This window comes from Streptomyces sp. NPDC012769 (assembly GCF_042901205.1).
Lineage (GTDB): Bacteria > Actinomycetota > Actinomycetes > Streptomycetales > Streptomycetaceae > Streptomyces.
The window spans coordinates 84,637-104,749 of sequence record NZ_JBIBCP010000007.1 but is presented as its reverse complement, the minus strand read 5'-3'; the positions used below and the strand labels follow the sequence as shown (position 1 = coordinate 104,749).

Sequence of the window (20,113 nt, the reverse complement as noted above, 5' to 3'; positions counted from 1 at the left end):
ACGATTGCCACCACAGGCCCGGCGGAACATCCGCCGGGCCTGTGGTGTCTCATGGAGTCGTACGCATCCGTCGTACGCATCCGAGCGCGGGGAGCAGAGTTGAGCGCGGTGACGAGGCCGAAGGTCGTGCTGGGCGTGAGCGGCGGCATCGCCGCGTACAAGGCGTGCGAGCTGCTGCGGCGGCTGACCGAGTCGGGACACGACGTCCGGGTCGTGCCGACGGACTCGGCCCTGCACTTCGTCGGAGAGGCCACCTGGTCCGCGCTCTCCGGCAACCCCGTCTCCACCGAGGTGTGGGAGACCGTCCACGAGGTCCCGCACGTGCGGATCGGCCAGGCCGCCGACCTCGTCGTCGTCGCCCCCGCCACCGCCGACATGCTGGCCAAGGCCGCCCACGGCCTCGCCGACGACCTGCTGACCAACACCCTGCTCACCGCCCGCTGCCCGGTGGTCTTCGCGCCCGCCATGCACACCGAGATGTGGGAGCACCCCGCCACCCAGGAGAACGTGGCCACCCTGCGCCGCCGCGGCGCCGTGGTCATCGAGCCCGCCGTCGGCCGGCTCACCGGCGTCGACACCGGCAAGGGCCGGCTGCCCGACCCCAACGAGATCTTCGAGATCTGCCGACGGGTCCTCGCCCGAGGCGTGACGACCCCCGACCTCGCCGGCCGCCATGTGGTGATCAGCGCCGGCGGCACCCGCGAGCCCCTCGACCCGGTCCGCTACCTGGGCAACCGCTCCTCCGGCAAGCAGGGCTACGCCCTCGCCAGGGCCGCCGCCGCCCGCGGCGCCCGGGTCACCCTGATCGAGGCCAACACCGGGCTGCCCGACCCCGCGGGCGTCGACGTCGTGCGCGTCGGCACCGCCGTACAGCTGCGCGAGGCGGTCCTCAAGGCCGCCGCCGACGCCGACGCGGTCGTCATGGCGGCGGCGGTCGCCGACTTCCGCCCCGCCGCCTACGCCGCCGGCAAGATCAAGAAGACCGACGACGGCGGCGCCCCGACCGTCGAGCTGGTCCGCAACCCGGACATCCTGGCCGAGATCTCCGCCGACCGCGCCCTGCCCGGCCAGGTCGTCGTCGGCTTCGCCGCCGAGACGGACGACGTGCTCCCCAACGGCCGGCAGAAGCTGCGCCGCAAGGGCTGCGACCTGCTCGTCGTCAACGAGGTGGGGGAACGCAAGACCTTCGGGTCGGAGGAGAACGAGGCCGTGGTCCTCGCCGCCGACGGCACCGAGACGCCCGTGCCGTACGGACCGAAGGAAGCCCTCGCGGAGACGGTCTGGGACCTGGTGCTGCCGCGCCTGCGCACCCGCGTCGGGTGAGGGCCGGGGTGAATTCCGCGGGAACGGGAAGGGGCGCCCGGACGTCCCTCCCACGGCGGAGAGAAATCCCGCGAAACCGGACATAAGTCCAGCTCGGCGCGTCGAATACCGCACAGATCACGCCCCTGCCGGAAAGGGGACCTGGTCAGATGCCCGATCCTGCCCGATAGACTGTCCTCGGAACGTCGCGGGGCGCAGCCCCCTGCCGGTCCGCAATCGAGTAGCCAGCAGCCGCTGCAACCCCAGGGAGCGTTGTGTCCCGTCGTCTGTTCACCTCGGAGTCCGTGACCGAGGGTCACCCCGACAAGATCGCTGACCAGATCAGCGACACCATCCTCGACGCGCTGCTCAAGGAGGACCCCACCTCCCGCGTCGCCGTCGAGACGCTGATCACCACCGGCCTCGTGCACGTCGCCGGTGAGGTCACCACCAAGGCCTGGGCGGACATCCCCACCCTCGTCCGCAACAAGATCCTCGACATCGGGTACGACTCCTCGAAGAAGGGCTTCGACGGCGCGTCCTGCGGCGTCTCGGTCTCCATCGGGTCGCAGTCCCCGGACATCGCGCAGGGCGTCGACACCGCCTACGAGTCGCGCGTCGAGGGCGACGAGGACGAGCTCGACAAGCAGGGCGCCGGCGACCAGGGCCTGATGTTCGGCTACGCGTCGGACGAGACCCCGGAGCTCATGCCGCTCCCGATCCACCTGGCGCACCGCCTCTCGCGCCGCCTGACCGAGGTCCGCAAGAACGGGACCATCCCGTACCTGCGCCCCGACGGCAAGACCCAGGTCACCATCGAGTACGACGGCGACAAGGCCGTCCGCCTCGACACGGTCGTCGTCTCCTCCCAGCACGCCTCGGACATCGACCTCGAGTCGCTGCTCGCGCCCGACATCCGCGAGTTCGTCGTCGAGCACGTCCTGAAGCAGCTCGTCGAGGAGGGCATCAAGCTCGACACCGACGGCTACCGCCTCCTGGTCAACCCGACCGGCCGCTTCGAGATCGGCGGCCCGATGGGCGACGCCGGCCTCACCGGCCGCAAGATCATCATCGACACCTACGGCGGCATGGCCCGCCACGGTGGCGGCGCCTTCTCCGGCAAGGACCCGTCCAAGGTCGACCGCTCGGCCGCCTACGCCATGCGCTGGGTCGCCAAGAACGTCGTCGCCGCGGGCCTCGCCTCCCGCTGCGAGGTCCAGGTCGCCTACGCGATCGGCAAGGCCGAGCCCGTCGGCCTCTTCGTCGAGACCTTCGGCACCAACACCATCGAGAACGAGAAGATCGAGAACGCCATCGCCGAGGTCTTCGACCTCCGCCCGGCCGCGATCATCCGCGACCTCGACCTGCTCCGCCCGATCTACTCCCAGACCGCCGCCTACGGCCACTTCGGCCGTGAGCTGCCGGACTTCACCTGGGAGCGCACCGACCGCGTCGACGCCCTCAAGGCGGCCGCCGGTCTGTAAGCGACCGCAGCACGACGAAAGGCCCGGCACCCGGTGGTGCCGGGCCTTCGCCGTCTTCTCCTGACTGTCGGTGGCGTCTGGTAGGTATGGGGCTGTGAGCAGCGAGAACGAGAAGCCCCGGGGGCACGAGGGGCACGAGGAGCCCGAGCAGCTCGCGCTCATCCGGGAGACGGTGCGGCAGGCGAAGGTGCCGCGGGCCAAGCCGCGGACGTGGCGGGGGGCCGCACTGGCGAAGGAGCTGCCGGTGGCGCGGGTCGTGGTGAACAAGGGCGTGCTGCACCTCGACCAGTTCTTCGACTACGCCGTGCCCGAGGAGCTGGACGCCGTCGCCCAGCCCGGGGTGCGGGTGCGGGTGCGGTTCGGGGCCGGGGCGCACCAGGTGCGGGGCGGCCGGCGCGAGGGCGGGCGGCTGATCGACGGGTTCCTCGTGGAGCGGCGCGCCGAGTCGGACTACTCCGGGCCGCTCGCCGCGCTCGCCGACGTCGTCTCGCCCGAGCCGGTGCTCGGACCCGAGCTGCTCGGACTCGCCCGCGCCGTCGCCGACCGCTACGCGGGCAGCCTCGCCGACGTGCTCCAGCTCGCCGTCCCGCCGCGCAACGCCCGCGCCGAGAGCCGGCCCTCGCCCGCGCCGCTGCCGGCTCCGGCCCCGCCCGAGCCGGGCAGCTGGGGGCGGTACGAGCAGGGAGCGGCGTTCCTGGACGCGCTGGCGAGCGGTGGTGCGCCCCGGGCCGTGTGGAACGCGCTGCCGGGCCCGCACTGGGCCGACGAGATCGCCCGCGCCGTCACGGCCACCCTCGCCTCCGGCCGGGGCGCGCTCGTCGTCGTCCCCGACGGCCGGGCCGCCGCCCGCGTCGACCAGGCCCTCACCGACCTCCTCGGCGAGGGGCGGCACGCCCTGCTCACCGCCGAGGCCGGCCCCGAGAAGCGGTACGCGCAGTGGCTCGCCGTCCGGCGCGGAGCCGTCCGCGCGGTCGTCGGCACCCGGGCCGCCATGTTCGCGCCGGTCCGCGACCTCGGGCTCGCCGTCATCTGGGACGACGGCGACACCAGCCACAGCGAGCTCCACGCCCCCCAGCCGCACGCCCGCGACGTGCTGCTGCTGCGCGCCGCCCACGACCGGTGCGCCTTCCTGCTCGGCTCCACCAGCTGCACCGTCGAGGCCGCCCAGCTCGTCGAGTCCGGCTGGGCCCGGCCACTGGTCGCCGGCCGGGACCAGGTGCGGACCGCCGCCCCGCTCGTCCGGACCGTCGGCGACACGGACCTCGCCCGCGACGAGGCCGCCCGCGCCGCCCGGCTGCCCACCCTCGCCTGGCAGGTGGTGCGCGAGGGCCTGAAGACCGGTCCGGTCCTCGTCCAGGTGCCGCGCCGTGGATACGTGCCCCGGCTCGCCTGCGAGCGGTGCCGCACCCCCGCCCGCTGCCGGCACTGCTCCGGCCCCCTGGAGGCCCCCGAACAGCAGGAGCTGCACTGCGGCTGGTGCGGGAAGTCCGCGGCCGACTGGCACTGCGTGGCGTGCGGCTCCACCCGGCTGCGCGCCCAGGTGGTGGGCGCCCGGCGCACCGCCGAGGAGCTGGGCCGGGCCTTCCCCGCCGTGCCCGTACGCACCTCGGGGCGCGACCACGTCCTCGACCGCGTGCCCGGCCGGCCGGCCCTGGTGGTGAGCACCCCCGGCGCCGAACCCGTCGCCGAGGGCGGCTACGCGGCCGCCCTGCTCCTCGATGGCTGGGCCATGCTCGGCCGCCCCGACCTGCGGGCCGGCGAGGAGGCGCTGCGCCGCTGGATCGACGCGGCCTCGCTGGTGCGTGGCCAGGGCGACGGCGGCACGGTGGTGGTCGTCGCGGAACCCACCCTGCGCCCCGTCCAGGCCCTCGTCCGCTGGGACCCCGTCGGCCACGCCCAGCGCGAGCTGGCCGAGCGCGCCGAGCTGGGGTTCCCGCCCGTCTCGCGCATGGCGGCGGTGGCGGCCCCGCCGGAGGCCCTCGCGGCCTTCCTGTCCGCCGCCGAACTGCCCCCCGACGCCGAGATCCTGGGTCCGGTCCCGCTGCCCGTCACCCGCCCCGGCGGTCCCCGCCGCCCCGGCGACACCCCGCCGGGCGAGCAGTGGGACCGCGCCCTGATCCGCGTCCCCCCGGGCAGCGGCGCCGCCCTGGCCACGGCCCTGAAGAAGGCCCAGGCGTCCCGGCTCGCCCGGGGCGGGGGCGAGCCGGTGCGCGTGCGGGTCGACCCGCCGGACATCGGCTGACCGCCGCCCCGCCCCGCGAGCCCGCCCGGCCCGCTGACGCGTCAGGCCGCCCGTGCCGTGGGGCACGGGCGGCCTGGAAGGGTCTGCGGACGGTCTGGGGCCGGCCTGGGGGTCCCGTCAGCCGTTGCGCGGCGCCGGGAAGGCCGCCGGGCGGGCCTCCTCGCGGAGGGTCTGGCTGCCCGACGTCGGCTGGGGCGGCATGCTGCGGGCCGGCGGGACCACCGGGATCGTCCGCGTCGCGGTCGTCTCCGCGGGGCGCTCCTGCTCCAGGGCGACGCCCGGCTGGGGCGCGCGGCGGGATCCGTAGCGGCGGTGGACCGCCTGCTTGGTGACTCCGAGCGCGGAGCCCACCGCGTCCCACGAGAAACCGAGGGAGCGGTCGAAGTCCACCGCGGCCGTCACCAGGGTCTCGACGCTGTCCCGCAGCTCCTGGGCGAGGCGGACGGTCGGAGCGGGGGCGCGTCCGTAGACGACGAAGCCCGTCGAAGGGGCGGAGCGGCGAGGGCGGTAGACATTGCCCAGCTGGGCCGTCAGGGTGCGCAGTGCGTCAACCTGCCGCCGGACCCGCTCGATGTCCCGCACCAGCAGGTGCAGACTCGCCCGGGCCTGGGCGTCGTGGGTTGCGTGGTCGGCCATGGATAAGCCTCTCGAACCGGCGTGAAAAGGGGCGGGTCGCGGGGGGAGGGCGACCCGATTCGGTCAATCTCTCTTGACCAACGCGCCACCCGGGCTGGGGTCACGCTGCGGGGGCGTATCCGCATATGCGCAGGGCGCTCGCCCTTCCGTACGCCCCCCGGGCCGGCGGCCCCTAGACTGGTGTGCTGCCCTCCCCGCGCTCGGCTTGGCCCGAGCAGGGAGGCACTCCCAACGCCCCGAGATGCGAGGTTTTCCCGCGTGAAGCTCGTCTTCGCAGGTACCCCCGAGGTCGCCGTACCCGCCCTGGACGCCCTGCTCGCCTCCGGGCGGCACGAGGTGGCCGCCGTCGTCACCCGGCCCGACGCCCCCGCGGGGCGCGGGCGGCGGCTCGTCGCGAGCCCCGTCGCCGAGCGGGCGGAGGAGGCCGGGATCGAGGTCCTCAAGCCGGAGCGGCCGCGCGACGAGGCGTTCCTCGCACGGCTCCGGGAGATCGCGCCCGACTGCTGCCCGGTCGTCGCGTACGGCGCGCTGCTGCCCCGCGTCGCCCTGGACATCCCGGCCAACGGCTGGGTCAACCTGCACTTCTCGCTGCTGCCCGCGTGGCGCGGCGCGGCGCCGGTGCAGCACGCGGTGATGGCCGGGGACCAGGTGACCGGAGCGTCGACCTTCCGGATCGAGGAGGGTCTCGACTCCGGGCCGGTGTACGGGGTCGTCACCGAGGAGGTCCGCCCCACCGACACCAGCGGCGACCTGCTCACCCGGCTGGCCTTCGCGGGCGCGGGGCTGCTCGCGGCGACCATGGACGGCATCGAGGACGGCACCCTCAAGGCCGTGCCGCAGCCGGCCGAGGGCATCACCCTCGCCCCGAAGATCCAGGTCGAGGACGCGCACGTCGACTTCGCCGCCCCGGCGCTCCGCGTCGACCGCGTGGTCCGCGGCTGCACCCCGGCCCCCGGCGCCTGGACCCTGTTCCGCGGCGAGCGCCTCAAGCTGATCCAGCTCGCCCTGCTGCCGGACCGCACCGACCTGGCTCCGGGCGAACTCGCGGTCGGCAAGAACAACGTGTACGTCGGCACCGGCTCCCACGCCGTCGAGCTGCTGTGGGTCCAGCCCCAGGGCAAGAAGCCGATGAAGGCGGCGGACTGGGCACGCGGCGTCCGGATCGCCCCCGGCGAGCGCGTCGGGGCGTAGCGGGGCAGGGCGCAGGCGGTAGGGACGTGCTGCTCCCGCTCCCCGAGGGGTCCTGGTGGGACTGGACGGTCCTGCGCTACGACGGCAGCCGGCTGACGCTCGCCGCCGGCCACGACCTCACGTACCACCACGGGCTCGAGGTGGTCTTCACGGACACCCTCTACATGCGCTGCCCGACGGACTTCATGGACCCGGCGTTCCGCGAACCGACGCCGCGGGAGCGAGCGGAGATCACCCGGCTCGTCGGCGACGAGCCGGGCGTGCTCGTCGCCTTCGAGGCCGACGGCGGCGGCACCGAGCCGGTGTCGTGTCTGATCGCCGCCGACGGCTGGGCGATCCGGCAGGGGCGTTTTTCCCGGCGGGGGAGCGCGGACGTACGCTGAGAGGGTTCGACCTCTCACTTTCGTCACGCGGAGCACCTTTGAGCGAGCAGGCACGTCGCCGCACCCCGAACCCCTCGAACGCCACCAAGGCCCCCAGGCCGCACCGCAGGCCCAAGAAGGACCCCGTCCGGATCCTCGCCTTCGAGGCGCTGCGGGCCGTGGACGAGCGGGACGCCTACGCGAACCTGGTGCTGCCGCCGCTGCTGAAGAAGGCCCGGGACAAGGGTGACTTCGACGGCCGGGACGCGGCGCTGGCGACCGAGCTGGTGTACGGGACGCTGCGCCGGCAGGGGACGTACGACGCGATCATCGCCGCCTGCGTCGACCGGCCGCTGCGCGAGGTCGACCCGCCGGTGCTCGACGTGCTCGCGCTCGGCGCGCACCAGCTGCTCGGCATGCGGACGCCGAGCCACGCCGCCGTGTCCGCCACCGTCGAGCTGGCCCGGGTGGTGCTCGGCGACGGGCGGGCCAAGTTCGTGAACGCGGTGCTGCGCAAGATCGCGCAGGACGACTTCGACACCTGGGTGGCCCGGGTCGCGCCGCCTTACGAGGAGGACGCCGAGGACCACCTCGCCGTCGTCCACTCGCACCCCCGCTGGGTGGTCTCCGCGCTCTGGGACGCCCTCGGCGGCGGCCGCGCCGGGATCGAGGCGCTCCTGGAGGCCGACAACGAGCGGCCCGAGGTGACCCTGGTCGCCCGCCCCGGCCGGGCCACCACCGAGGAGCTGGCCGCGGCGGCCGAGACCGAGCCCGGGCGCTGGTCGCCGTACGCGCGGCGGCTCGCCGAGGGCGGCGAGCCCGGCGCCCTCACGGCCGTCGCGGAGGGCCGGGCCGGCGTCCAGGACGAGGGCAGCCAGCTGGTCGCGATCGCCCTCGCCAACGCGCCCGTCGACGGCCCCGACACCCGCTGGCTCGACGGCTGTGCGGGCCCCGGCGGCAAGGCGGCCCTGCTGGGCGCGCTCGCCGCCGAGCGCGGCGCCGCCCTGCTGGCCTCCGAGAAGCAGCCGCACCGCGCCCGCCTGGTCGAGCGCGCCCTGGCCGGCAACCCCGGCCCGTATCAGGTCATCGCCGCCGACGGCACCCGCCCGCCGTGGCGCGAGGGCTCCTTCGACCGGGTCCTGATGGACGTGCCCTGCTCGGGCCTCGGCGCCCTGCGCCGTCGCCCCGAGGCACGCTGGCGCCGCCGCCCCTCCGACCTCGACGGCTTCGCCCCGCTCCAGCGCGGGCTGCTCACCGAGGCGCTGCGGGCCGTCCGTATCGGGGGAGTGGTCGGTTACGCGACCTGCTCGCCGCACCTGGCGGAGACCCGGGTGGTCGTCGACGACGTCCTGAAGAAGACCGGCGGCGCCGAACTGATCGACGCCCGGCCGCTGCTGCCCGGCGTCCCCGAGCTCGGCGACGGGCCGGACGTCCAGCTGTGGCCGCATCTGCACGGCACGGACGCGATGTACCTGGCCCTGATCCGCCGCACGGCCTGAACCCCGCCCGGAAACGGCGGCCTGCACCGCGCCGGCGGGCCGCCGCCGTGCCCACGCCTGCCGGCCTTCGCCCCTGGTCCCCGCGCCCCGCGGTGGATCGGATGCTCAGTCAGATGAGTACGGATACTCATGAGTTGAGCCTCGCTGCTGGGATCTAGTGGTCCCTGACTGATGATCCACAGCGGTGAAGCGGGGGACGAGGCGTGGCGTGGGACGAGTGGGACCAGATCAAGGCCGAGATGGCCGGCGGCGGGCAACCCACGGCGATGCGGCTCAACCAGGTGCCGGTCGAGCCCGGTTCCGGGCCCAGCGCCGTGACGGGCGGCCTGAAGTCCAGCCAGAAGGCGTGGAACACCGCCGGTGAGGGCGTGGGCTCCCTTCGCCAGGGCATCGGCACCGGGCTGACCAAGCTGGAGGCGGGCCAGGCGGGGCTCGGCGCGACCACGGGCTGTCTGACCGCGGCCGCGCAGAAGGACGTCTACGACTCCTGGAAGAAGTACGCCGAGAGCGTCAGCAAGAGGTGCGGTTCCCTCCAGGGCATCCTGCAGCAGGTGGGCCGCGACGTACTGACGACCGATGACGCGGTCAAGGGCGAGATGGACCGGCTGAGCCGCGAGTACGCGGACACGGACGCCGTCGGCGGCCAGACGAAGGGCCGGTGAGGCGGGCATGGACTACGCCACCCTCAAGGCCTTCAAGTCGGCCGAGTTCGAGGGCGCCGCCGACGGATACCGTGCCCTGGGCAACGCGGCCCAGGCGGCCAAGGAGCACGTCGAGAACACCGTCGCCACCGGGATGCGCAAGTCGCTGGCGGGTGAGGCGATGGAGGCGTCGCAGAAGCAGCTCCAGGCACTGGCGAAGAACTTCCACTACGCCGTGACCGAGTGCCACGTGATCAGCACGGCCCTCAACGGCTTCGCCCACGACATGGCGGCCGCCAAGCGGAAGCTGGAGTCGGCCGTCGCCGACGCCACGGCCGACGGCTGCACGGTCGGCGCGGACGGCTCGGTCGCCTTTCCCGCGGGCCGGAAGCCCGGCGCGGACAAGGACACCGAGGGCGGCACGGTGACGGGGAGCGCCGGCGGGAACGAGACCTCCGACGCCCTGGAGCGCCAGGCGGCGAACATCCACCCCAATCCGAACTACGGCAAGGCGATGGCGTACGCCGACCGGATCGCCGACGCGCTCAAGGAAGCCACGGACGCGGACGCGAAGTGGGAGCCGAAGATACGGGCCCTCAAGGCCGATGACGACCTGACCGTGTCCGACAAGGACTGGACGGACGTCACGTCGGACACCGGGGGCGTACGCGAGGCGGCCGACGCCTACCTCGACGCGATCAAGCCGCCGCCCGAGAACAACTGGCCCCAGGACAACGCCAACTGGTGGAACGGCCTGACCGACGAGCAGCGCGAGGCCTACATCTCGATGCACCCCGCGAGCGTCGGGGCCCTCGACGGCCTCCCCTCGACCGTGCGCGACGAGGCCAACCGCACGGTGCTCGCGGAACAGCGAGCCGCCAGGCAGCTGGAGTACGACGCCTGGCTGAAGAAGGAGCCGGAGCACTACCGGCCCTACATCAGCCCCGTCACGGGGCGCGAGGTCAAGGGCGCGATGGTCCCGACGGACGAGTGGAAGGAGTGGGAGGAGAAGAGGAAGCAGCTGGAGAACGGCTACAAGGGCATGGACGCCATCCAGTCCCGGTTCGAGACCTTCACGAGCGAGAGCAACCGCCCCTATCTCCTCGGGTTCGACGGCGACAACATGGGCCGCGCCATCGTCTCCATCGGCAACCCGGACACCGCCGACAACGTGGTGACGTACGTGCCGGGTACGTTCGCCAAGCTGGAGTCCATCGGCGGGGACATGGACAGGGCCGTGGCGCTCCAGGCGGAGGCGGAGCGCCAGGACGGCGCCCACAGGACGGCCTCGATCGTGTGGCTCGGTTACGACGCCCCGCAGGGCATCATGACCGACGCGACGGAGCCCGAGTGGGCCGACGCCGCGAAGGAGCCGCTCGGCGACTTCATCCAGGGGATCGAGGAGGCCAATCACCGCGAAGGCGGTGTGCGGCAGACGCTCATGGGCCACAGCTACGGCTCCCTGGTCGTGGGCGAGACGATGGAGATGCACATCGATCTGCCTGTCGACAACGCGATCATGCTGGGCAGTCCGGGTGTGGGAGTGGACCACGCCAAGGACCTGAACATCCCGCCGGACCGCGTCTTCGCGGCCACGGCCCAGAACGACCTGATCAACCTCGCCCCGCCGATAGGCAAGGACCCGCTCAGCCCGAAGGCGTACTGGGACACGTTCTTCGACGGTGACGCGATCGTGCACGGAACCGACCCGACCTCCGAGGACTTCGGTGGCCAGGTCTTCGAGGTTCCCAACGGGAAGCTGCCGTTGGTGCACGACTGGGAGATGATGCCGGCGCACTCCCAGTACTGGGAGGAGAAGCCGCTCGGCAGCCTGGGGAAGATCGTGACCGGAGGACGACCGTGAAAGCACGCAGGGCAATCCCGGCTGCCGCACTGCTGGCCATGACGATCATGGCGACCGGGTGCGGGGCACAGGAGGACGGACAGGCCGGCGCAAACCCACCGAAGCAGGTAACGATGAACGAGCAGCAGGCGATCGACCGGGCCGAGCAGATCATCGGCGAGGCGGTGGACGGCATGTCACCCCGACCGACCCTGGAGCGCATGGGCAACGCGCCCGTCGGCGCCTGCCTCGCCAGGGACGACCACGGCCCCGACGAACGGGTGCAGGTCACCCTCATCTACAAACTGACCGGCGTTCCCGGGGCCCAGGCCCAGAACCTCGTGCGCCAGGCCCGGGACGCCTGGCTGAAGAAGGGCTACACGTACAACACCTCGGGCGAGGTCGACTGGGCCGGGGCCTTCCCGACGGTCTACATGCGGACGGAGCCCGACGACTTCTGGATGGACGCCGTGACCGGTGTCGTCGACCGCGCCAAGGGCGAAGGGATCGCCTCCCTCAAGGTGACGTCCCCCTGCTTCCTCCCGCCCGGCAAGGCCTCGGCGGGCTCGGCCGCCGCCGACCCCGCCGCGTTCGAGACCGCGGAGGCCGACTCTCCCGCCGCGCGCCGGGCCCTCGGGCACTCCAGCCGGATCTACGACGCGCTGGGGGTGGGATCGGTGCCCCCGCGGACCGGGGAGGGCCTCACCACGGTCCGGGACGAAGCGCTGGCCGGGGTGCACCACACCTGGTCGACCGTGCCGCTGTCGGACGAGGAGAGGACACGGGCCGTCGCGCGTGCGGAGACGTACTTCCGTGGTGCGGGGTGGAACGTGCGCCGGCTGCCGGCCCCGGAGGCCGCCCCGGCCCTCGTCGCCGGCCACCCCGAGGAGCACACGGTCGCCCAGGTCGCGGCCTCGCCCACCGGTGCGTTGCGGGTCGCGGTGACGACGCCCTTCGACGGTCCGGCGTCCGCGGACGTGTGACGGCCGGTTCCGACCGCCGCCGGCCGCGCGTTCCGGGAGCACGCGGCCGGCGAAATCCACTGGTCTGTACCATTACGTCCCGTGCGGGGACCCGCCCCCGCACAATCCGCACCGCATCGCGGCAAAGAAGTCCTCAAGAACGTGGCAGGCTTGGCACATGGCGCAGATCAATCCCAGCATCCTGTCCGCGGACTTCGCCCGCCTCGCCGAGGAGGCGAAGGCGGTCGACGGCGCCGACTGGCTGCACGTCGACGTGATGGACAACCACTTCGTGCCCAACCTGACGCTGGGCGTGCCGGTGGTCGAGTCGCTCAGCCGGGCGACGGACACCCCCCTCGACTGCCACCTCATGATCGAGGACCCGGACCGCTGGGCCCCGCAGTACGTGGAGGCCGGCGCCGGTTCGGTCACCTTCCACGTGGAGGCCGCCGCCGCCCCGGTGCGCCTGGCGCGGGAGATCCGGGCCAAGGGGGCACGGGCGTCGATGGCGCTCAAGCCGGCCACGCCGATCGAGCCGTACGAGGACCTGCTCCCCGAGCTCGACATGCTCCTGATCATGACCGTCGAGCCCGGCTTCGGCGGCCAGGCCTTCCTCGACATCATGCTGCCGAAGATCCGCCGCACCCGTGAGCTGATCTCCAAGCACGGTCTGGAGCTCTGGCTCCAGGTCGACGGCGGCGTCGCCGAGTCCACCATCGAGCGGTGCGCCGAGGCCGGCGCGGACGTCTTCGTGGCCGGTTCCGCCGTCTACGGGGCCGCGGACCCGGCCGCCGCCGTCCGTTCCCTGCGGGCTCAGGCCGAGGCCGCGACCGCCTCGGCACCGTGGGCGTGTGGCCACTGAGCCTCCAATGACCCACCGGTACGTGAACGTGGTCCATCGGGCCGCCGACACGGCCGATCAGGACCCACCGGATCTGACAGGATGAACGGTGAGTCCGGAGTGTGAACAGCAGCACCGAAGCGCAAGCGCGGCCGGAACACGGCACATGAGCAGCGGTACGTGAACAGCAGTGAGGAGATCGCGGTGGCGGGTATGTCGGCGGGACGGTCAGCCCTGCGGATGGGACCCGCGGAGCTCGTGCAGGCGGCGGCCATGGCCCGCCGCTTCTACCTCGAGGGCAAGTCGAAGATCCAGATCGCCGAGGAGTTCGGCGTGAGCCGCTTCAAGGTGGCGCGGGTCCTGGAGACCGCCCTGGAGCGCGACCTCGTGCGCATCGAGATCCGCGTACCGGCCGAGCTGGACGCCGAGCGCTCCGACGCGCTCCGCGCCCGCTACGGGCTGCGCCACGCCGTCGTCGTCGAGTCCCCGGCGGAGGGCGACGAGGAGTCGCCCGACCCGGAGAACCTCGGCGAGGTGGCGGCCGACCTGCTCGGCGAGCTGGTCACCGAGGGAGACGTCCTGGGCCTGGCCTGGGGCCGCTCCACCATCCACATGGCGGCCGCCCTCGACCGGCTGCCGCCCTGCACCGTCGTCCAGCTCACCGGCGTGTACGACGCGGGCACCGCCGAGCGCGGCTCGGTCGAGGCGGTACGGCGTGCCGCCCAGGTCTCCGGCGGCGAGGCGCACCCCATCTACGCGCCCATGCTGCTGCCGGACGCGGCGACCGCCAACGCCCTGCGCAGCCAGACCGGCATCGCGCGGGCCTTCGAGTACTTCGACAAGGTGACGGTCGCCTGCGTGTCCATCGGCTCCTGGGAGCCGGGCATCTCGACCGTGCACGACATGCTCTCCGACGAGGAGCGGGCCCACTACGCCTCGCTCGGCGTCGCGGCCGAGATGTCGGCGCACCTCTTCGACGCGGAGGGCCGCCGGGTCGGCCGGGACCTCGGCGAGCGGTGCATCACCGTCGAGGCGGACCGGCTGCGCCGGATCCCCGAGGTCGTCGCCATCGCCGGCGGCCAGCGCAAGGCGGCGGCGATCGGCGCGGTGCTCCGCTCCGGTCTCGTCACCAGCCTGGTGACCGACCGGTCCGCGGCCGACTACCTGCTGACCGAGTTCAGCCCGGCCCCGCGCCCGGCCCTCGACCGCGCCGACCCGGACGGCGTCTGACGGACGCCCGGCGAACGCGACCGGGGCCCGGCGCATCGTCACCGGCCGAGGTGGGGAGACGCACTACACGGACGACCACTACCAGAGCCTCCGGGAGGTGGTCCCGGATGAGGATCGACGACGCCGTCGTCCTCGACCTGCACGGGGTCACGGACAAGAACGCCTTCATCAACCGCTGCGTCCGCACCCTGCCGCTGCCGGTCTGGTTCGGCCGCAACTGGGACGCGCTCGCCGACTGCCTCGCCGATATGCGCGAACCCATGGCGATCGTGGTGACGGGCTGGCACGCTTACGCCGAGGCCGAACCGGACGACTGGTCCATCGCCCAGGAGGTGTTCTCGGCGGCGGCCCGGGCGAGCTCCGCCGGCCTCGCGGTCCTCCTCTCGCTCGGCGGCGACCTCGCCCATCTGGAGGATCGCACAAGCGCCCCCTCGCAAGGCTCGGACGATCAGCCCGCATCACCCCGCGCCCCCGGCGTGGGACAATGAACTACGTGCTTTTTCCCCTGGCTGAAATGCCTAGGGGCCGATCCGAACGACTGGGATGTCAGCACGTGCGTTTCCTCAATGACGTCAAGCCGCCGTACGACCTCACGTACGACGATGTGTTCATGGTGCCGAGCCGCTCGGCCGTCGGTTCCCGCCAGGCCGTGGACCTCTCCTCCCCGGACGGGACCGGTACGACGATTCCGCTGGTCGTGGCCAACATGACCGCCATCGCCGGCCGGCGGATGGCCGAGACCGTGGCCCGCCGCGGCGGCCTGGTCGTCATCCCGCAGGACATCCCCATCGAGGTCGTCACCGACGTCATCTCGTGGGTCAAGAGCCGTCACCACGTCCTCGACACCCCGATCGTCCTGGCCCCGCACCAGACCGTCGCCGACGCCCTCTCGCTGCTGCCGAAGCGGGCGCACGACGCCGGCGTGGTCGTGGACGAGTTCGACCGCCCGGTCGGTGTCGTCACGGACGCCGACCTGTCCGGCGTGGACCGCTTCACCCAGCTGTCCGAGATCATGTCCCGGGACCTGCTGCTGCTCGACGCCGACATCGACCCGCGCGAGGCGTTCAACACCCTGGACCACCACAACCGGCGCTACGCCCCGGCGGTCGACCAGGACGGCAAGCTGGTCGGCATCCTGACCCGCAAGGGCGCCCTGCGCGCCACCCTGTACACGCCGGCCGTCGACGACAAGGGCCGGCTGCGCATCGCCGCCGCCGTCGGCATCAACGGCGACGTGGCGGGCAAGGCCAAGCAGCTGCTCGACGCGGGCGTGGACACGCTCGTCATCGACACCGCGCACGGCCACCAGGAGTCGATGATCTCCGCCATCCGGACCGTCCGGGCGCTCGACCCGCAGGTCCCGATCGTGGCGGGCAACATCGTCGCCGCCGAGGGCGTCAAGGACCTGATCGACGCCGGCGCCGACATCATCAAGGTCGGTGTGGGCCCCGGCGCCATGTGCACCACCCGCATGATGACCGGTGTCGGCCGCCCGCAGTTCTCGGCCGTCCTGGAGTGCGCCGCCGAGGCGAAGAAGTACGGCAAGCACGTCTGGGCCGACGGCGGTGTCCGTCACCCGCGTGACGTCGCCATGGCGCTCGCCGCCGGTGCGTCCAACGTCATGATCGGCTCCTGGTTCGCCGGCACCTACGAGTCCCCCGGCGACCTCCAGCACGACGCCAAGGGGCGTGCGTACAAGGAGTCCTTCGGCATGGCCTCGGCCCGCGCCGTCAAGAACCGGACCTCGGACGAGTCCGCCTACGACCGCGCCCGCAAGGCGCTGTTCGAGGAGGGCATCTCCACCTCCCGGATGTTCCTCGACCCGCAGCGCCCGGGCGTCGAGGACCTGATCGACTCGATCATCGCCGGTGTCCGCTCCTCCTGCACCTACGCCGGTGCGGGCTCGCTCGCCGAGTTCGAGGAGAAGGCCGTCGTCGGCATCCAGTCCGCCGCCGGTTACGCGGAGGGCAAGCCGCTGCACGCCAGCTGGAGCTGACCGCCGAAACGAATCGGCTGATGCCGTGGGCCCCCGGGAAAACACCTCCCGGGGGCCCACGGCCTTCCCGTACGGTCGGCCGCATGGACCTTACGGAGATCAGACCCTGCCGGGCCGAGGACCTCACCCCGCTCGACCGACACCTGCCCGCTCCCGGCGCGCCGGACCGTCATCCCGGGCGGTTCGCGCGGCAGGAGGCCGGGCTCGGCACGTATCTGATCGCCTGGCGCGACGGCGAGCCGGTCGGGCACGGCCAGGTGCGCTGGGACGGCTGCGCGGCGCCCGAGGTGCGGGCCGTGCTCGGCGACTGCCCCGAGTTCAACGGCCTGGACGTACGGGCGGAGCTGCGCGGGCAGGGCATCGGCACGGAGCTGGTCCGGGCGGCCGAGGAGCTGGCGCGGAAGCGCGGCGCGGGCCTCCTCGGGCTCGGCGTGGCCCACGACAACCCCCGGGCGGCGGCGCTGTACGCGCGGCTGGGCTACGAGCCCGTGACCGCCTACATCGACCGCTGGTCGTACACGGACCCGCAGGGGCGGACGCACCACGAGGCCGACTCCTGCACGTTCCTGGTCAGGCGGCTGGACTGACCCCCGCTCGCCCCACGAAGCCCGCCTCGCGCAGCGCCGCCGCCACCGCCGCCGCGATCCGCGCGTGGCCCCGGTCGTTCGGGTGGAGGCCGTCCGCCAGGTCCTCCGGGCCGAGGAGCTCCCGGCCGGGCAGCAGCGCCAGACGGGCGTCGCCGGCCGCCCTGAGGTCCCGTAGGGCCTCCTCCATGGCCGTGCGCAGCTCCGCGAGCGTGGCGCCCAGGGCGTTCCCGGTCCGCTCGGCCGCGGGGCGCAGCACGGGGGAGAGCAGCAGCAGCGGGGTGCCCGGGTGGCCGCGGCGGACCAGGGTGACGAAGGCCCGGGTCGTCTCGTAGAGCAGCGGGGCCGAATGGGGCACGGCCCCCCAGCAGTTGGTGCCGAAGGCGAGCGTGATCAGCTCGCCCGGGAGGCGGGAGAGCTGCTCGGCGAGGGGCAGCTCGCCGCGCGCGCCGCCCGCGTAGCCGAGGTTGACCGGGTCGAGCCCGAGCGTGCGGCCGGCCGTCGCGGGCCAGGAGTGCGCGGGCCGGGTGGCCCACCAGCCCTCGGTGATCGAGTCGCCGTGGACCAGCCAGCGCGGGCGCCGCGGCGCGGGGGCCAGGGCGCCGCCGAGCGGCCTGATGCCCCGGACGAACGGGGCCTGTCCCTCCGGGAGATGGATGGTGAACTCGCCGCCGCCGGGAGGGAGTTCGATGCGGACGGCGGACTCCTCGGCGGGCTCGGCGAACACCTCGGCGAGACAGCGTGACCTGTCCCAGAGCGCGAAGCCGTGCCGCAGCGCCCGCAGGGCGTCGCCCGCCGCCGGCACGGCCGCCCGGTAGCGCAGCTCCACCGCCCGGGTGCCCGGCGCCGCCCTGAACTCCACCCGCACCCCGATGGGCAGCGCCGCCCGCGCGGCGATGTCCGAGGGCAGCCGTCCCAGGTCCGCGGGGTCGGCCCGGACCGGCCGTGCGCCGTCCCGCCATGCCGTACCGCGCAGAAAGGGTTCCGGTTCGAGCCAGCTCACGACGACCTCCGATCGGCGGGTGCGGCGTGGGTCATGCGCCACAAGGAGTCCATGCACCTGAACGGGCCTCCGTACGCCCCCGATGTGTCGATTCATGCGGGGGAGCGCAATGTTTCCCCGTCTGTGTCGGAAGCGCGCAATGATCATTCGACAGTGCGCAACAACCCTGCATTACGAGTGCGAAGCCTCAGCGCTTAGGCTCGTGCCTCGTACCAGGAGTGGCGGCGACCGCCTGCTCGGCGGTTCCCCCTTCCCCCGTGGGCTGTCTCGACATGCCCGCGTACCGCCGCGGTCCTCGCCTCGTCACAGGCAGCGATAAGGAGCCTCCGCAGTGCTGGACCACGGCGCAGCCCCACCGGCCGAGGACACGACCGTCCCGACCGCCCGCAAGACTTCCGGGCTCTCCGCCCTCACCCGCCGCAAGCCGGTCGAAGACCTGGTCGCAGAGGGTGGCCAGGGCGAGGGCGGCAGCCTCCGCCGCTCGCTCTCGATGTGGCAGCTGACCATGATCAGCATCGGTGCGACGCTCGGCACCGGCATCTTCGTCGTGCTCGGCGAGGCCGTTCCCGAGGCCGGCCCGGCGGTCACGCTGGCGTTCGTCTTCGCCGGCCTCACCGCGCTCTTCTCGGCGCTCTCGTACGCCGAGCTGGCCGGGACCATACCGGTCGCCGGATCCTCGTACTCGTACGCGTACGCAACGATGGGTGAACTCGTCGCCTGGGTGTGCGGCTGGTGCCTGATGCTGGAGTACGGCGTCTCGGTCGCCGCCGTGGCGGTCGGCTGGGGCGACTACCTCAACGAGCTGCTCGACGGCACGATCGGCGTCACCCTCCCCGAGACGCTCAGCGCGCCCCCCGGCGACGGCGGCGTGTTCAACCTGCCGGCGCTGATCGTCGTCGTCCTCGCCATGCTCTTCCTGCTCGGCGGCGCCCGCGAGTCGGCCCGTGCGAACACGATCATGGTGGGCGTGAAGATCGCCGCCCTGGTGCTCTTCTGCGCCGTCGGCTTCATGGGCTTCAAGTCCGGCAACTACTCCGACTTCATGCCGCTCGGCATCGGGAGCGTCGGCGCCGCGGGAGCGATCCTCTTCTTCTCCTACATCGGCTTCGACGCCGCCTCCACCGCCGGCGAGGAGGCCAAGGACCCCAAGCGTGACCTGCCGCGGGCGATCATGCTCTCGCTGGTCATCGTGACCGCGCTGTACGTGCTCGTCGCCGCCGTCGCCGTGGGCGCCTGGGACTGGAAGAAGTTCGCGGGCTCCGAGGCCTCGCTGGCCGCGATCATGAACGATGTCACGGGCCAGAGCTTCTGGGGCACCCTGCTCGCCGCCGGTGCCGTCATCTCCATCGCCAGCGTCGTCCTCACCGTGCTCTACGGCCAGACCCGCATCCTCTTCGCGATGTCCCGCGACGGCCTGGTGCCCAAGGTGTTCGGCAAGGTCGACGCCCGCACCGGCACGCCCCGCGTCAACACGCTGATCGTCTCCCTGCTGTGCGGCGTCCTCGCCGCCGTCGTCCCGCTCGGCGAGCTGGTCAACGCCACCAGCATCGGCACGCTCTTCGCGTTCGCCCTCGTCAACGTCGCCGTGGTGGTGCTCCGCTCCACCCGCAAGGACATGGAGCGCACCTTCAAGGTGCCCTTCGGCCCGGTCTTCCCGGTGCTCGGCTTCGTGTGCTGCGCCTACAGCATGTACAGCCTCGACCTGATCACCTGGGCGTACTTCGGTGCCTGGATGGCCGTGGGTCTCGTGTTCTACTTCCTGTACGGCATGCGCCGCTCCCGACTGGCCACGGCCCCGGCCCTGGCAGAGGCCCCCGCAGAGAAGTGATCCACCCGTAGTGCGACTCAACGACCTCGACGAACGCATCGTCCACGCCCTCGCGGAAGACGCCCGCCGCAGCTACGCCGACATCGGCTCGCTCGTCGGCCTCTCCGCGCCCGCCGTCAAACGGCGCGTGGACCGGCTCCGGGCCGAGGGCGCCATCACCGGATTCACCGTACGGGTGGACCCGGCGGCGCTCGGCTGGGAGACGGAGGGGTTCGTCGAGATCTACTGCCGCCACAACACCTCGCCGGACGACATCCGGCGCGGGTTGGAGCGGTACCCGGAGGTGGTGTCCGCGTCGACCGTCACCGGTGACGCGGACGCCGTCGTCCAGGTCTTCGCCTCCGACATGCGCCACTTCGAGCGCGTCCTGGAGCGGATCGCGGGCGAGCCCTTCGTGGAGCGCACCAAGTCCGTCCTGGTGCTCTCGCCGCTGCTGCGGCGCTTCTCCTCCGGCTCGCCCGCGTAAGGC

General features: G+C 73.1%; 18 protein-coding genes. 16 read left to right on the top strand and 2 right to left on the bottom strand.

All coding sequences use genetic code 11. The features are described 5' to 3' along the window. Positions 1-51: 51 nt before the first annotated feature. The 3 genes from coaBC (at position 52) to ACFY7C_RS31640 (ending at position 5,028) form a co-directional block, all read left to right on the top strand. Positions 52-1,323: a bifunctional phosphopantothenoylcysteine decarboxylase/phosphopantothenate--cysteine ligase CoaBC gene (gene coaBC / locus ACFY7C_RS31650; RefSeq protein WP_389657218.1), complete on the top strand. Its 1,272-nt coding sequence runs from the start codon at positions 52-54 to the stop codon at positions 1,321-1,323. 254 nt (positions 1,324-1,577) lie between these two features. Next, the gene (gene metK, locus ACFY7C_RS31645; protein ID WP_389657215.1) at positions 1,578-2,786 is read left to right on the top strand and encodes a methionine adenosyltransferase; all 1,209 of its coding nucleotides are present in this window, start codon (positions 1,578-1,580) and stop codon (positions 2,784-2,786) included. A 94-nt stretch (positions 2,787-2,880) separates the two neighbouring features. Beyond that, complete coding sequence (locus tag ACFY7C_RS31640; RefSeq protein ID WP_389657212.1) at positions 2,881-5,028, top strand: primosomal protein N'; 2,148 nt, start codon at positions 2,881-2,883, stop codon at positions 5,026-5,028. Between the two features lie 117 nt (positions 5,029-5,145). On the opposite strand, the gene ACFY7C_RS31635 is transcribed toward ACFY7C_RS31640, so the two are convergent. Further along, positions 5,146-5,664, bottom strand: coding sequence for a hypothetical protein (locus ACFY7C_RS31635; protein WP_389657209.1), 519 nt, complete (start codon positions 5,662-5,664; stop codon positions 5,146-5,148). 258 nt (positions 5,665-5,922) lie between these two features. On the opposite strand from ACFY7C_RS31635, the gene fmt reads away from it, so the two are divergent. From fmt to ACFY7C_RS31580, 11 genes are all read left to right on the top strand, one after another. Then, complete coding sequence (gene fmt, locus ACFY7C_RS31630) at positions 5,923-6,855, top strand: methionyl-tRNA formyltransferase (protein ID WP_389657206.1); 933 nt, start codon at positions 5,923-5,925, stop codon at positions 6,853-6,855. Between the two features lie 26 nt (positions 6,856-6,881). Beyond that, complete coding sequence (locus tag ACFY7C_RS31625; protein WP_389657203.1) at positions 6,882-7,238, top strand: hypothetical protein; 357 nt, start codon at positions 6,882-6,884, stop codon at positions 7,236-7,238. Positions 7,239-7,276: 38 nt separating this feature from the next. Then, positions 7,277-8,716 carry an RsmB/NOP family class I SAM-dependent RNA methyltransferase gene (locus ACFY7C_RS31620; protein ID WP_389657200.1) on the top strand — a complete coding sequence of 480 codons (1,440 nt, stop codon included), beginning with the start codon at positions 7,277-7,279 and terminating at the stop codon, positions 8,714-8,716. A 203-nt stretch (positions 8,717-8,919) separates the two neighbouring features. Next, on the top strand, positions 8,920-9,378 hold the full coding sequence (locus ACFY7C_RS31615; RefSeq protein ID WP_389657197.1) for a hypothetical protein: 459 nt from the start codon (positions 8,920-8,922) through the stop codon (positions 9,376-9,378). Positions 9,379-9,385: 7 nt separating this feature from the next. Then, positions 9,386-11,221, top strand: a complete 1,836-nt coding sequence (locus ACFY7C_RS31610; protein ID WP_389657194.1) for an alpha/beta hydrolase — start codon at positions 9,386-9,388, stop codon at positions 11,219-11,221. 113 nt (positions 11,222-11,334) lie between these two features. Continuing rightward, entirely contained in the window at positions 11,335-12,183 is an 849-nt protein-coding gene (locus tag ACFY7C_RS31605; RefSeq protein WP_389657191.1) for a hypothetical protein, read from the top strand. Between the two features lie 157 nt (positions 12,184-12,340). Then, positions 12,341-13,024: a ribulose-phosphate 3-epimerase gene (rpe, locus tag ACFY7C_RS31600; RefSeq protein WP_389657188.1), complete on the top strand. Its 684-nt coding sequence runs from the start codon at positions 12,341-12,343 to the stop codon at positions 13,022-13,024. A gap of 159 nt (positions 13,025-13,183) precedes the next feature. Continuing rightward, positions 13,184-14,233: a sugar-binding transcriptional regulator gene (locus tag ACFY7C_RS31595; protein WP_389657185.1), complete on the top strand. Its 1,050-nt coding sequence runs from the start codon at positions 13,184-13,186 to the stop codon at positions 14,231-14,233. 107 nt (positions 14,234-14,340) lie between these two features. After that, entirely contained in the window at positions 14,341-14,721 is a 381-nt protein-coding gene (locus ACFY7C_RS31590; protein WP_389657182.1) for a barstar family protein, read from the top strand. Positions 14,722-14,786: 65 nt separating this feature from the next. Continuing rightward, the gene (locus ACFY7C_RS31585) at positions 14,787-16,229 is read left to right on the top strand and encodes a GuaB1 family IMP dehydrogenase-related protein (RefSeq protein WP_389657179.1); all 1,443 of its coding nucleotides are present in this window, start codon (positions 14,787-14,789) and stop codon (positions 16,227-16,229) included. 83 nt (positions 16,230-16,312) lie between these two features. After that, positions 16,313-16,816, top strand: coding sequence for a GNAT family N-acetyltransferase (locus ACFY7C_RS31580; protein ID WP_389657176.1), 504 nt, complete (start codon positions 16,313-16,315; stop codon positions 16,814-16,816). On the opposite strand, the gene ACFY7C_RS31575 is transcribed toward ACFY7C_RS31580, so the two are convergent. Continuing rightward, positions 16,800-17,816 carry a GDSL-type esterase/lipase family protein gene (locus ACFY7C_RS31575; RefSeq protein ID WP_389657173.1) on the bottom strand — a complete coding sequence of 339 codons (1,017 nt, stop codon included), beginning with the start codon at positions 17,814-17,816 and terminating at the stop codon, positions 16,800-16,802. The genes ACFY7C_RS31580 and ACFY7C_RS31575 overlap by 17 nt on opposite strands. Positions 17,817-18,147: 331 nt before the next feature. Between ACFY7C_RS31575 and ACFY7C_RS31570 the strand changes: the two genes are divergently transcribed. Together ACFY7C_RS31570 and ACFY7C_RS31565 are read left to right on the top strand one after the other, a co-directional pair. Continuing rightward, complete coding sequence (locus tag ACFY7C_RS31570) at positions 18,148-19,644, top strand: amino acid permease (protein ID WP_389657170.1); 1,497 nt, start codon at positions 18,148-18,150, stop codon at positions 19,642-19,644. A 10-nt stretch (positions 19,645-19,654) separates the two neighbouring features. Then, positions 19,655-20,110: an Lrp/AsnC family transcriptional regulator gene (locus ACFY7C_RS31565; protein ID WP_015032260.1), complete on the top strand. Its 456-nt coding sequence runs from the start codon at positions 19,655-19,657 to the stop codon at positions 20,108-20,110. The last annotated feature ends 3 nt before the right edge of the window (positions 20,111-20,113 follow it).